General features: G+C 72.0%; 11 protein-coding genes and 1 pseudogene. 7 read left to right on the forward strand and 5 right to left on the reverse strand.

Translation table 11 applies throughout. From position 1 onward, the window contains the following. Positions 1 to 47 precede the first annotated feature (47 nt). A complete protein-coding gene (locus P3L51_RS31355) occupies positions 48 to 1,232 on the reverse strand; it encodes a methyltransferase domain-containing protein (protein ID WP_354608716.1) in 1,185 nt (394 codons plus the stop codon). A 725-nt stretch (positions 1,233 to 1,957) separates the two neighbouring features. Between P3L51_RS31355 and P3L51_RS31360 the strand changes: the two genes are divergently transcribed. From P3L51_RS31360 to P3L51_RS31370, 3 genes are read left to right on the forward strand one after another with little or no spacing between them, the layout of a single operon-like run. Beyond that, a complete protein-coding gene (locus P3L51_RS31360) occupies positions 1,958 to 2,644 on the forward strand; it encodes an enoyl-CoA hydratase family protein (RefSeq protein ID WP_435594566.1) in 687 nt (228 codons plus the stop codon). Next, positions 2,632 to 3,282 (forward strand): TetR/AcrR family transcriptional regulator, encoded by a 651-nt coding sequence (locus P3L51_RS31365; protein ID WP_354608718.1) that lies wholly within the window; start codon positions 2,632 to 2,634, stop codon positions 3,280 to 3,282. The genes P3L51_RS31360 and P3L51_RS31365 overlap by 13 nt, the downstream gene beginning before the upstream one ends. A 26-nt stretch (positions 3,283 to 3,308) precedes the next feature. Further along, the gene (locus P3L51_RS31370) at positions 3,309 to 3,734 is read left to right on the forward strand and encodes a hypothetical protein (RefSeq protein ID WP_354608719.1); all 426 of its coding nucleotides are present in this window, start codon (positions 3,309 to 3,311) and stop codon (positions 3,732 to 3,734) included. A gap of 16 nt (positions 3,735 to 3,750) precedes the next feature. Here P3L51_RS31370 and P3L51_RS31375 read toward each other — a convergent pair whose 3' ends face one another. Continuing rightward, positions 3,751 to 4,851 (reverse strand): citrate synthase 2, encoded by a 1,101-nt coding sequence (locus tag P3L51_RS31375; RefSeq protein WP_354608720.1) that lies wholly within the window; start codon positions 4,849 to 4,851, stop codon positions 3,751 to 3,753. A gap of 308 nt (positions 4,852 to 5,159) precedes the next feature. Here P3L51_RS31375 and pdxH point away from each other — a divergent pair, with 308 nt between their 5' ends. Then, positions 5,160 to 5,783: a pyridoxamine 5'-phosphate oxidase gene (gene pdxH, locus P3L51_RS31380; protein ID WP_354608726.1), complete on the forward strand. Its 624-nt coding sequence runs from the start codon at positions 5,160 to 5,162 to the stop codon at positions 5,781 to 5,783. A 414-nt stretch (positions 5,784 to 6,197) separates the two neighbouring features. After that, positions 6,198 to 7,655 carry a PAS domain S-box protein gene (locus tag P3L51_RS31385; protein WP_354608721.1) on the forward strand — a complete coding sequence of 486 codons (1,458 nt, stop codon included), beginning with the start codon at positions 6,198 to 6,200 and terminating at the stop codon, positions 7,653 to 7,655. 46 nt (positions 7,656 to 7,701) lie between these two features. Here P3L51_RS31385 and P3L51_RS31390 read toward each other — a convergent pair whose 3' ends face one another. After that, a complete protein-coding gene (locus tag P3L51_RS31390; RefSeq protein ID WP_354608722.1) occupies positions 7,702 to 8,457 on the reverse strand; it encodes an SIS domain-containing protein in 756 nt (251 codons plus the stop codon). A gap of 234 nt (positions 8,458 to 8,691) precedes the next feature. On the opposite strand from P3L51_RS31390, the gene P3L51_RS31395 reads away from it, so the two are divergent. Continuing rightward, on the forward strand, positions 8,692 to 9,387 hold the full coding sequence (locus P3L51_RS31395; protein ID WP_354608723.1) for an iron-dependent transcriptional repressor DtxR: 696 nt from the start codon (positions 8,692 to 8,694) through the stop codon (positions 9,385 to 9,387). A 747-nt stretch (positions 9,388 to 10,134) separates the two neighbouring features. Then, positions 10,135 to 10,998, forward strand: coding sequence for an alpha/beta fold hydrolase (locus P3L51_RS31400; protein WP_354608724.1), 864 nt, complete (start codon positions 10,135 to 10,137; stop codon positions 10,996 to 10,998). 27 nt (positions 10,999 to 11,025) lie between these two features. Here the strand turns inward: P3L51_RS31400 and P3L51_RS31405 are convergent, their stop codons facing one another. Then, the gene (locus tag P3L51_RS31405) at positions 11,026 to 11,436 is read right to left on the reverse strand and encodes a PPOX class F420-dependent oxidoreductase (protein ID WP_354608725.1); all 411 of its coding nucleotides are present in this window, start codon (positions 11,434 to 11,436) and stop codon (positions 11,026 to 11,028) included. A 10-nt stretch (positions 11,437 to 11,446) separates the two neighbouring features. Then, positions 11,447 to 11,708 (reverse strand): annotated as a pseudogene (locus P3L51_RS31410) (sensor histidine kinase); the annotation flags it as partial. Positions 11,709 to 12,372 lie beyond the last annotated feature (664 nt).

Consider the following 12,372-nt stretch of genomic DNA (forward strand, 5'->3'; position numbering starts at 1 on the left):
ATCCTTCATCTCGGCCGTGAAGCACGGCGCGTTGAACGCCTGACGCGTCAGATGTGCGTGGCGGCCCCGCCGACCGGCGAAGCCGGTTCGCGGGTGCCGTCGGCCCCCTCCACCCATGCCGTCTGAGCCCCCGCCGCGTTCACCGTGAGCCCGTACCGGTCGACGCTCGGGCGGCCAAGGCTCTCCCAACGGGCGTACGCGGCAGCGATCTCGTCCCACAGACGCCGGGGACCGGCCTGGGTGACGGTGAACCGGTCGGCATGCTGTCCGTCGTAGTCGACCCTGGCCCACGACGGCCCGGTGTCGTCGGCTACATCGAGCCGTGCGGGAGCGTGCTCCCCGCTCGCGTCCCAGGCGAAATAGGCCCCGGGAACGGTGAGGCCGACGTGGAACTCCGCGTTCAGATCCCCTCCGGCGACGGCCCACGGCGACAATGCCGAGGACGTCACATGCTCGGACAGGCCGCCGCCGTCGGCGGGCGCGGCAGTCGACGCGGCAGGTTCCTGCATGGGCATGAACGAGGCGAAGCTGTGGAACCGGCCTTCGCCGCCGCCGTCCGGTGTCGTCGTCAGTCCCAGCGTGCCGTAACCGCTGCACCAGGCGGAGTTCCACGGCGTGACGATGCGGCCGCCCGGTTCCGTCTGTGCCAGCCAGGCCGACGGGACCCGGCGGACCGAGAAGGTGGCGATGATCCGCTCGTACGGAGCCCCGGCGGACCAGCCGGCCCCGGCGTCACCGCGTACCACCTTCGGCGCGTGGCCGACGGCCTTCAGATTCCGCTCCGCCTCCGCCGCGAGCGTGGGGTCCAACTCGACGGTGGTGACGGCCTGATCGCCGCAGAGGTGACACAGCAGGGCCGCGTTGAACCCGGTGCCCGCGCCCAGTTCGAGAACGCGACGCCCTGCGGACTCCCGGTCCAGGTCCGCCAGAGCGAGCATGCGGAGCACCATGGTTGGCATGGACGCGGACGACGTCGGCACTCCGTCGGTGAGCTGCGTGACGAGCGGCGCGTCCGAGTAAGCCGCGCTCAGCCACTCGTCCGGGGCTGTGCCCCGATCGCACGGCTGGTAGCCGCCCTCCCCGTCGCGCAGCCAGATGACAGACGGAAGGAACAGATGCCTCGGTACCGCGCGCACAGCCCGGTCGAGAACGGGCGGCAGCGGCCCGACGAGTTGGGCCACCTCGGCAAGGAGTCGCTCCGTGTGGGCAGCCGACACCGCTGAACTGCTCACCGCACCTACTTCTTGTCCGGGGCCGGCGGCGGTGGTGTCGGCTGCGGCGGCGGGAGAGGGCGGTTCGGCTGGTGACCGTCATCGCCGATGGGGTTGCGGTGCTTGGCCAGTGCCGCGTCCATACGTGCCTCCAGAAGAATACGTGGATCTACTTTTCCACCGTAAGGAATGACGCCCGGTTGGTGCAGGGCGCATTGGCGGCCGGGGGTGGGGACAAACCCCCCGCCGGATACGGCAACGCGCCCCCTCCTGGCCGCCCCGGCGCCTCCGGCAGGCTCATCCGTACGGCGTGGACCGCGTCGTACGAACTGATGACGAGGGCCGAAATCAAGCGAGCGCACCGGGAGAACAGGGCGCGGATCGCGGCGAGTCGCGGTTCGCCGAGTCGGGTACGGCGCGTGCCGTCGCGGCCCGCGGCCATCTCCGGATCGGCAGCATCACGAGGACGTGCATCGCCACCGTCGCACCGTGACTCGTCGACACGGTCGAGTCCGTGCGGGGGCCGCGTGTGCGGCAACGCCGTCGACGCGCTCCTGGACGCGGCCTTCTGCGGCTGACACCGCTCACGTGGTGGCGGTACGGGAATCATGCATGCTCGCTTGATTGATTCGGCGCGCGCTGTCACTCTCTGAACCCTCGCGCGCCACACGGGACCGCGCAAGGAAGACGGAGACCACGTGACGCTCGTCGCGACCGCGCACGAGCGCGGCATCAGCACCTTGACCATGGACGCGCCGGCCAAGCGCAACGCCCTGTCGGCGCGGCTCGTCGGGGAGTTGGGCGACGCGCTCACCGGGTGTGCCGAGGACCCGTCCGTACGGGCCGTCGTGCTCAGCCACACCGGTACCACCTTCTGCGCGGGCGCCGATCTGAAGGAGCCGCCGAATCCGTACACCTTCGTCGCGCTCCTGCGCCAGATCGTCGAGCACCCCAAGCCCGTCGTGGCCCGTGTCACCGGTCATGTCCGGGCCGGGGGGCTGGGGCTGCTCGGGGCCTGCGACATGGTGGTCGCCTCCAGCGGCTCGGACTTCGCCTTCACCGAGGTACGGATCGGGGTCGCGCCCGCCGTCATCTCGATGCCGCTGCTGCCCCGCATGGCACCGCGCGCCGCCGCCCGCCACTACCTCACCGGGGAGACCTTCGGCGCCGCCGAGGCCGTGGCCGACGGGCTCGTCACGCAGGCGGCCGACGACGTGGACACCGCGCTCGCCCCGATTCTCGACGCCCTGCGCAAGGGGTCTCCGCAGGGGCTGGCCGAGTCCAAGAAGCTGCTGACCGCTCCGGTGCTGGCGGCCTTCGACCAGTACGCGGAGGACCTCGTACAGCGCTCGGCGTCGCTCTTCGCGACGGCCGAGGCCCGCGAGGGAATGTCGGCGTTCCTCGAACGGCGGGACGCCACATGGGTGCGGTAGCCGCGCGGAAGGACTCCGAGAACCCCGAAGACCCCCAGGGCTCCAAGGACTCGAAGGACTCGAAGGAGCCCAAGCAGGACCGCAGCCGCGCCACCCGGCGGCGTCTCCTGGAGGCCGCCGTCGCCTGTCTCGCCGAGCACGGCTGGGCCGGGTCCACCGTCGCCGTCGTCGCCGAGCGCGCCGGGGTGTCGCGCGGCGCCGCGCAGCACCACTTCCCCACCCGCGAGGACCTGTTCACGGCGGCCGTCGAGTACGTCGCCGAGGAGCGCTCCACTGCTCTGCGCGCGCTCGCGCCGGCCGGGCCGACCCGCCGCCGCGAGGTGGTCGAGGCGGTCGTCGCGCTCTACACCGGGCCGCTGTTCCGGGCCGCGCTCCATCTGTGGGTCGCCGCGGCCGACGAGGAGCAGTTGCGGCCCCGCGTCACCGAACTCGAAGCCCGGGTCGGCCGTGAGGCGCACCGTATGACCGTCGAGCTTCTGGGCGCGGACGAGTCGGTGCCCGGTGTACGCGAGACGGTCCAGGGGCTGCTGGACATGGCGCGCGGTCTGGGGCTGGCCACGCTGCTGACGGACGACACCCAGCGGCGGAACAGGGTGGTGGCGCAGTGGGCGAGGATCCTGGACACGGTGCTGGGCTGAGAAGGGCGGCGGTCGAGGTGGAGGATGTGTACGCCGTCCTCGCGGTCGGGCTGGTGCTCATGGCGGCCGGGGCGATCTGGAAGGGGCAGGTGCGCAAGCCGTATCTGCGGGTGCGCGCGCGGGACGTCAAATACCGGCGGCTGCCCCGTGATCTGCGCCGGTCCGCCGACATGGCGATCGCGGCGGCCCGCCACGCGGCGGCGGCCGACGAACCGGCGATCATCAGGGTGGACGACGTACTGACGGTGGCCGCCGAGCACTTCGGGCACGGAGCCGTGTCGCGCGAATCGGCGGCGGGCGCGCTGCGGGAGCGGTACGAGAGGAACCGCTGCCACGCGGACTGTGTGACGGACGCGTTCGACGACTTCAACGGCTTCGACGGCTTCGACGGCTTCAACGACTCCGGCGACGGTCCGGACGGGCTCGGCAGCGGCAGCCCGTCCGGCACCTGACAGCGGCACCTATCGGTCAGGACGCGATGTCGTCGTACCCCTCGATCTCACGCGGGTCCCGCGTGCCCGGTCCCACATACCGCGCCGAGGGCCGTACCAGCCGCCCCGTCCGCTTCTGCTCCAGGATGTGCGCCGACCAGCCCGCCGTACGCGCGCATGTGAACATCGACGTGAACATGTGCGCGGGCACCTCGGCGAAGTCCAGCATGATCGCCGCCCAGAACTCCACGTTCGTCGCCAGCACCCGGTCAGGACGGCGTGCGTGCAGCTCCTCCAGCGCCGCCTTCTCCAGCGCCTCGGCGACCTCGAAACGCGGCGCGTCCAGCTCCTTCGCCGTACGCCGCAGCACCCGGGCACGCGGGTCCTCCGCCCGGTACACGCGGTGGCCGAAGCCCATCAGGCGCTCGCCCTTGTCGAGCGCCTGCTTCACGTACGCCGTCGCGTCGCCCATCCGCTCGATCTCCTCGATCATGCCGAGGACGCGCGACGGGGCGCCGCCGTGCAGCGGCCCGGACATGGCGCCGACGGCACCGGACAGGGCCGCGGCGACGTCCGCGCCGGTCGAGGCGATGACACGGGCCGTGAACGTCGACGCGTTCATGCCGTGCTCGGCCGCCGACGTCCAGTACGCGTCGACCGCCTTCACATGGCGCGGGTCGGGCTCCCCGCGCCACCGGATCATGAAGCGCTCGACGACGGACTCCGCCTTGTCGATCTCGCTCTGCGGCACCATCGGCACGCCCTGGCCGCGCGCGGACTGCGCGACGTACGACAGTGCCATGACCGCGGCCCGCGCCAGCTCGTCGCGCGCCGTCCGCTCATCGGTGTCGAGCAGCGGTTTGAGGCCCCAGACGGGGGCGAGCATCGCGAGTGCCGACTGCACGTCGACGCGGATGTCGCCGGAGTGGACGGGGATGGGGAAGGGCTCGGCGGGCGGCAGTCCCGGGTTGAAGGCGCCGTCTACGAGCAGGCCCCACACGTTCCCGTAGGACACGTGGCCGACCAGATCCTCGATGTCGACGCCCCGGTAGCGGAGGGCGCCGCCCTCCTTGTCCGGTTCGGCGATCTCTGTCTCGAACGCGACGACTCCTTCGAGTCCGGGTACGAAATCGGACATCAGGCGGCTCCTCTGGTGTGGCGGACGCGGAAGCGTACGGCTGATCCGGGCGACGGCTTACGGCCTACGGCCCGCGGTCCGGTGTCAGAAGTTGTCGGAGCCGGCACGGTTCCGCGGTCGGTCTCGTACGACTCGCGGTCCGGATCGGTCATCCGTTACTCACCGTCCTGCCCAGCCCGGACATCGAATCAACCATGCCTCGGCCACGGCATTGCGGGAGGATGGGTCGCGTGCCTCACACTCCGCCCGCCGAGACCCCCGACCCCGCCGAGAGCCCCGGCCCGGCCGTCGCGCCCGACCCGTCCCTGATGCGCGCGCAGTACCGCGCGGAGGCGTTCCTGGAGACCGATCTCGCCGCCACGCCCATGGAGCAGTTCGCGAGCTGGTTCAAGGACGCGGTGGCCGGCGGTCTGCACGAGCCGAACGCGATGGTGGTCTCCACCGCGACCCCCGAGGGCCGCCCGTCGTCGCGCACCGTGCTGCTCAAGGGGTACGACGAGCGGGGCTTCGTCTTCTTCACCAACTACGGATCCCGCAAGGGCCGCGAGATCGAGGCGAACCCGTACGTCGGCCTCCTCTTCCCCTGGCACGGGCTGGGCCTCCAGGTCGTCGTCACCGGTACGGCGTCCCGTGTCGGCCGCGCGGAGACGGCGGCGTACTTCCGCACCCGCCCGCACGGCTCCCAGCTCGGCGCCTGGGCGAGCGACCAGTCCACGCCGGTCGCCTCGCGCGCGGAGCTGCTCGGGCGGTACGAGAAGCTGGCCGCCCGCTACCCGGACGACGAGCCGGTCCCGGTGCCGCCGCACTGGGGCGGTGTCCGGGTCGACCCGGAGACGGTCGAGTTCTGGCAGGGGCACGAGAACCGGCTGCACGACCGGCTGCGGTACGTGAAGGAGTCCACGGGCTGGCGGGTGGAGAGGCTCTGCCCGTAATGGGCGCGACGCTCGGGCCGTAACGGGCGCGGCGCCCCGGCCGTGACGGGTGCGGCGCCCTGGCCGGGAACGCAGACGACCCGCGTGCTCAGGTTCCTCCGAGGAGGAGCCGGCCGGACTTACCGGCGAGCACGCGGGTCGGGTGACTGCTTGGATTGGGCCGGTGGTTCACCGGCACCGCACGTGTGCGACGACGGGCGTCAGCCCGCAGTCACCTCACTTGTCCGGATTGAAATCACTTCCGAACCACCTCCCTTCTAGTGTGCTCACCACCCTAGGAACCCGTCCCGCGGGTCACAAGTGATTATTTGGATTTCCTCCGCGCAACGATTTTCCGGAACAAGGTGTGTGCTGGGTCACGTTCGAGTTGAATGTTCGTAGGTGTGACCGAGCAGCCGGCAGGGGGTGCCATGGATGAGTGCGTCCCGGAGTGAGACCACCCGCCCGCCCGGCCCGGACGAACCGGAATCCGGTGCGGCCGAGGCGGCGGGTCCCGAGAGCGGCCCGGTCGGCGGCCCCGGGGCCGATCTGCTCGCCGCGCTGCTCGACGGGATGGACGCGGCTCTCTGCGCGTTCGACGCCCACGGCGTCGTCACACACTGGAACCGCGAGGCCGAGCGGATACTCGGCTGGTCCGCCGACGAGGCCGTGGGCCGGCGCGGATTCGCCGGCTGGGCCGTGCGCAGCGCCGACGCCGACGAGGTGCACGGGCGGCTGATGTCGGCGATGGACGTGCCGGGACGCCTGGTGCACGAGTTCGCGCTGCTGCGCAAGGATGGCAGCCGGCTGCTCGTACGGACCCAGTCCGCCGGCGTGCGCGGTGCGGACGGCGGGCCCGCCGGGGTGTACTGCGCGTTCAGCGAGGTGCACGCGCAGATCGATCTGGAGCGGTCCATCGCGCTCAGCGAGGCACTGTTCGACGACGCGGTGTGGGGCGTGGTCCTGGTCGATGTGGATCTGCGGCCCACCGTCGTGAACGGGCATGCCGCGCGTGCGCTCGGCTCGGGCCGTACGGCCCTGCTCGGGCGGCCCCTGGGCGAGACCGTCGTCCAGGGAGTGGAGGAGCTGGAGGGCGCCCTCCAGCACGTACTCGCGGAGGGCGCGCCGAGGGCGCTCGCCGAGCTGTGGGTGACGCTGCGCACGGCGGACGGGGGCGAGCGGCGGCGCTGCTGGCGCAGCGGCTTCCTCCGGCTGGCATCCCCGCTCGCGGAGGAACCGGTCCCGCTGGGCGTCGGCTGGCTCTTCCAGGACGTCACGGAGGCGAAGATCGCCGCGCAGGAGGCGGACAAGCTGCGCTTCCGCTCCAGCCAGCTGCATCGCGCGGGGCGGGCCGCGGGCGAGTGCGAGAGCCCGATGGAGGCGGCGACGGTCTGTCTGGACTTCGCCCTCGTGGGCTTCGCCGACCACGCGCTGATCGATCTGGTCCTGGGCGAGCCGGCCGCGGTGACTCCCTACGGGGGTACGTCGACCGGCGACCTGCCGCCGACCCGGCTCGTACGGGTGGCCGCGACGCCGGGCGGTTCCGTCGGGCCCTGCCTGCCGGTGACGGCCGGCGGGATACCCGTGCGTTACCGGGAAGGTCACCCGGCGCTCCAGGCGGTGGCCCGTACGGGCTCGGTGCGCGCGAGCGCCCCTTCGGGCGCCTCGACCACCCCGACCTGGTCGGTCTCCCGCCAGTGGCCGCCCGACTCCGTGCACGCGCTCTGTACGGTGCTGCGGAGCCGGGGCAGGACCCTGGGCGTGGTCACTTTCCTGCGAGGCGCCAGCCGCCCGCCGTTCGAACGCCCCGACGCGGTGTACGCGGAGGACGCGACGGCGCGGATGGCGGCCTCGCTGGACCTGCTCAGGGCGGTGCCGAGGCCGGAGGCGTAGGGCCTGACTCTTGGGTCGGGCCCCGGGCGAGGCGAGGGCGAACCGCTCAGTGGCGGTAGAAGATCCGGTCCCCGTACTCCGTCATCACGCGCCCGTTCCACTCGTGCCCGCCGTCGACGTTCCCCGACCGCAGCAGCGGCGGTTCGACGCCGCGCTCGACCAGGCCGCCCGCCGCCGTCGCCACCATCGCCTGCATCAGCGCGCTCGTCACGACGGTCGACGCAGGCGCGAACGGTGCCTCGATACCGTCCGCCGACAGCTCCGCGTCGCCCACCGCGATCTTGCTGTCGAGGACGATGTCGCAGTGGTCCTTGAGGTAAGTCCCGGACACATGGCGGGACTTCGTCTCCGTCGCGTACGCCACCGACGTCACCCCGATCACCTTCAGGCCCAGCGCCCGCGCGTTCAGCGCCATCTCCACGGGGAGCGCGTTGCGCCCGGAGAGCGAGATGATCACCAGGACGTCGCCGGACTTCGCCGGGCTGGAGTCCAGTACGGCGCTCGCCAGGCCGTCGACCCGCTCCAGCGCGGAGCCGAGCGTCGCGGGCATCACGTCGACGCCCATCACGCCCGGCACGTTGAGGAGGTTCATGACGGCGAGACCGCCCGCCCGGTAGACGACATCCTGTGCGGCGAGCGAGGAGTGGCCGGCGCCGAAGGCGAAGACACGGCCGCCGGAGGCCACGGCCTCGGCGATCGCCTTCCCGGCCGCTTCGATGTTCGCGGCCTCCTCGTCGCGTACGCGCTCCAGCAGACCGATCGCGGCGCCGAAGAACTGACCGGCCAGCGTGCTCTCGCTCATCGAGAGACCCTTCCGTAGGGGGCGGGAAAAGAGGCGGAAAAGAGGGCTGAACAGAGGTGGAACAGGGGCGGGAACGCCTGTGCCGCGGATCACGTTGCGGTCTGGACCTTTACCGTGTCAATACGGCTTCGTCTTCGGCGGCTTCCCGCTCGGCACGGTTGTCAGCGCGATGCGTCAGAATTGGCCAGGGGCCAGCGCACGGTTGTTTTCATGTCAAAGCATCGAGGGGCACGTATGTCCGGACTGATTGACACCACGGAGATGTATCTCCGCACCATCCTCGAACTCGAAGAGGAAGGTGTGGTCCCCATGCGCGCCCGGATCGCGGAGCGGCTGGATCAGAGCGGGCCGACGGTCAGCCAGACCGTGGCCCGCATGGAGCGGGACGGCCTGGTGCAGGTCGCGGGCGACCGGCATCTGGAGCTGACGGAGGAGGGACGCAGACTGGCGACGCGCGTGATGCGCAAGCACCGCCTCGCCGAGTGTCTGCTGGTCGACGTGATCGGCCTGGAGTGGGAGCAGGTGCACGCGGAGGCCTGCCGCTGGGAGCACGTGATGAGCGAGGCGGTGGAGCGGCGGGTGCTGGAGCTGCTGCGGCACCCGACGGAGTCGCCGTACGGGAATCCCATCCCGGGCCTGGAGGAGCTGGGCGAGACGAGCATCGCGGATCCCTTCCTCGACGGGAGCATGGTCAGCCTGGCCGATCTGGATCCGGGCACCGAGGGCAAGACCGTCGTGGTGCGGCGGATCGGCGAGCCGATCCAGACCGACGCCCAGCTGATGTACACGCTGCGACGGGCGGGCGTGCAGCCCGGCTCCGTGGTGAGCGTGACGGAGTCGCCGGTCGGGGGGGTGCTCGTGGGCAGCAGCGGAGAGGCCGCTGAGCTGGACTCCGAGGTCGCCTCGCACGTCTTCGTCGCCAAGCGCTGACCTCGCGCGCCGATCCCACCCTGACGTCGTGCCGACGTTGTACTGACGTCCCGCCGGGGTCCCGGACAGCTGGTTCCGGGGCCCGGGGAGCCGGCCCGGTCGTGCCCGTCGGGCCGCTCGCGCATGCCTGTCGGCGGCTGCGGAGAGTATTCCTCCGACAGCGGAGAATACGAATTCCCGGCGGAATGGCAGCGGTCGGGCGATTCGCGTGCCAGGCTGGCTCAGGGGCATATGACCTGAGGGCAGCGGACGCGGACCTCGTCCCGCGGCCGAGGAGGGAGCGGGACTGTGCGCCTGATGCTTGTCGCTGTGGCTGTGGTGCCCGTGATCCCTGCGGTGTCCGTGGTGCCTCCGGTGCCCGCCGCGGCCGATGTTCTGTACGCCTCGACGCCCGCCTCGCACGTTAAGGGCCCCGGCGCTGTGCGGCGCCGGGGCCTGTCCTCCCCTGTCCCGACCCGGAGCCCCGAGCTCCCAGGGTCGGTCCCCACGGACCCTCATCCCCGAGTGGTCCGCCTCCCGCAGAAGATCTCCCCTCAGACGCTTCGGCCAACCCTTGACCATGGTCACTCGAACGAGCGATGTTGCGCGTGAGAAGCAGGTTTTCGAACGAAGGTTCGATACTCTGAGGGAGTCGCACGAGGACAGCACGACCGAAGGGCACGACCGGACGGCAACGACCGAACGGCACGGAATCGGGCCGGTGCCATCGGACTCGACCACTCAGGACCGAAGGGGGTGCCAGGGCACATGGTGCAGCGCATAGATGTGACCGGATTCGACGGGCTGCGGCTGGCGGCCTGGGAGTTCGCGGCCCAGCCCGAGGAGCGGACCGGCGCCGGGCGCACCCCCGGCGTGCTTCTGCTCCACGGCCTGATGGGCCGCGCCTCGCACTGGGCGTCCACCGCGCGCTGGCTGGCCGGGCGCCATCGGGCGGTCGCGCTCGACCAGCGGGGCCACGGCCGTAGCGACAAGCCGCCCGAAGCGCCGTACACCCGCGAGGCGTACGTGTCGGACGCCGAGGCGGCGATCGAGCAGCTCGGCCTCGCGCCCGTCACCCTCGTCGGCCACGCCATGGGCGCGCTCACCGCCTGGCAGCTCGCGGCGAAGCGCCCCGACCTCGTCGGGGCGCTGATCATCTGCGACATGCGGGCGTCCGCGCTGGGGGCGGCGTCGCAGCGCGAGTGGGACGACTGGTTCGGCACCTGGCCCGTGCCGTTCGCGTCGCTCGCCGACGTACGGAAGTGGTTCGGCGAGGACGACCCGTGGCTGGAGCGGCCGAATCCGGGCCGGGGCGAGTTCTTCGCCGAGGTGATGACCGAGCGCGCCGACGGCTGGTGGCCGGTCTTCTCCCGCAGCCAGATGCTCACGTCACGCGCGACCTGGGTGCACGACGCGCACTGGGAGGAGCTGGCGCAGGTCCGGTGCCCCACGCTGGTCGTGCGGTGCCTGGACGGCGAGTTGGGCCGCGCGGAGGCACAGGAGATGGTGCGGGTCCTGCCGCGCGGGCAGTACGCGGAGGTGGACGACGGCGGCCATCTCGTGCACTACGCACAGCCGGACGCCTGGCGCGCCGCGATAGAGCCGTTCCTGGACGGCGCGTTGACCCCGTAGCGGGCCCGCGGCTCCGTAAGCGGCCCGTCAGGCGGCCGAGTTGCCCGTGAGCCGGTCCGGGGTGACGCGGATCGTGACGCGTACGACCTCGGGCGGCAGCTCCAGGTACGTCTCCCCGGCGCCGGCGCCCGCGTACTTCTCCGCGAGTGTGACGGCAGTGCGCCTGCCGATGTCCTCGGAGACGGTGGCGGTGCCGCGTACCTCCACGTACCGCTGCGGGTCGGCCAGGTCGAACACGCTGAGGCTGACGCGCGGTTCGGTGGCCGCGTTCGTCACCTTGCGCCGGCCCGCCTCCGAGGAGATGACCAGGTCGTCGCCGTCGGTTCCGACCCACACCACGGAGGACTGCGGGCTGCCGTCCGGGTTGATCGTGCACAGGACGGCGGGGTTGCGGCCGTCGAGGATCTTCCGGGCGGCGTCACTGAGGGGGATTGTCATACCGGCGAGTTTAGGGGCACCTCGGGAGCACGACCCGGGCCGTCAGACCGCCCCCGGGGTTCGCCCTCGCCGCCGTGCGCCCGCGCGACCGACGCCACGACGGACAGCCCCGGACCCGCGCCCTCACCCGGCGCGTGCTGCCGGGCCCGAGCACGGCGGAACGGCTCGAACAGCAGCGGCGGTACGGTCTCCGGCGCGACCACCGGCCCCGTATTGACGACCTCAAGCCCGCCCGGCCCCACGTCGACCCGGACCGTGCCGCCGGGGTGGTCGCCGGCGATCGGCACGATCGCGGGCCTCTACCCGGCGCTCCGTGCCTCCCGCCTCTCCTTGTCGCGGGCCGCCAAGTCCCCGCCTGGCGTGCCGAGATGGCGACTTGCGGTGACGTTCACCAGACCGTTCGTGACCGGCGACGACTCTCCGGGCGAGATCGCCCGGTGGCCCCCGGCGAGATGTCGCCGGTTCATGATTTTCGAAGGAGGTGGGGTGTGAGAATGGCGCCCATGAGGACGTGCAGGAAGTGCGGGGGACGCAGGCGCCGGTGGCCGCGGGCCTGTCGACGGTGTCGTAGCGGGGCGATCGACCGGGCGGAGACGGCGAGCGACGTTGGTGAACTGGCGGTGGAACTGGGCTTGTTCGGGTGGATCGCGCGGGGTCTCGGGGCGGCGTTCCGGCTCGTGCTGCGCGCCCTCAACTGACCGTCCCGGCGGACCGGAGTCCGGCGTGCTCCACGCCGCGAGGCTCCGAGTGGAACACGGCATCGGGCCGGGCCCGCGGCTGGAGCCGTTGGCCGCGGGCTCGACGGACCCTCTCCGGCCGCCTCGGCGAAGGCTGCCGCCCCCGGCCGACCTGGCGCCCCGGCGAAAGCTGGCGCCCCGGCCCACCCGGCGAAAGCTGGCGGCACGGCTGCCCCGGCGCACTGGCGAGAGCCTGTCT

This window comes from Streptomyces panacea, assembly GCF_040560175.1.
GTDB classification, from domain to species: domain Bacteria; phylum Actinomycetota; class Actinomycetes; order Streptomycetales; family Streptomycetaceae; genus Streptomyces; species Streptomyces panacea.

Bases quoted from the DNA above. Each gene is read 5' to 3' on its own strand.
- P3L51_RS31360 (WP_435594566.1), top strand. From the start codon at position 1,958: ATGGACGCGCCGGCCAAGCGCAACGCCCTGTCGGCGCGGCTCGTCGGG.
- P3L51_RS31365 (WP_354608718.1), top strand. From the start codon at position 2,632: ATGGGTGCGGTAGCCGCGCGGAAGGACTCCGAGAACCCCGAAGACCCC.
- P3L51_RS31375 (WP_354608720.1), bottom strand. From the start codon at position 4,851: ATGTCCGATTTCGTACCCGGACTCGAAGGAGTCGTCGCGTTCGAGACA.
- pdxH (WP_354608726.1), top strand. From the start codon at position 5,160: ATGCGCGCGCAGTACCGCGCGGAGGCGTTCCTGGAGACCGATCTCGCC.
- P3L51_RS31385 (WP_354608721.1), top strand. From the start codon at position 6,198: ATGAGTGCGTCCCGGAGTGAGACCACCCGCCCGCCCGGCCCGGACGAA.
- P3L51_RS31390 (WP_354608722.1), bottom strand. From the start codon at position 8,457: ATGAGCGAGAGCACGCTGGCCGGTCAGTTCTTCGGCGCCGCGATCGGT.
- P3L51_RS31395 (WP_354608723.1), top strand. From the start codon at position 8,692: ATGTCCGGACTGATTGACACCACGGAGATGTATCTCCGCACCATCCTC.
- P3L51_RS31400 (WP_354608724.1), top strand. From the start codon at position 10,135: ATGGTGCAGCGCATAGATGTGACCGGATTCGACGGGCTGCGGCTGGCG.
- P3L51_RS31405 (WP_354608725.1), bottom strand. From the start codon at position 11,436: ATGACAATCCCCCTCAGTGACGCCGCCCGGAAGATCCTCGACGGCCGC.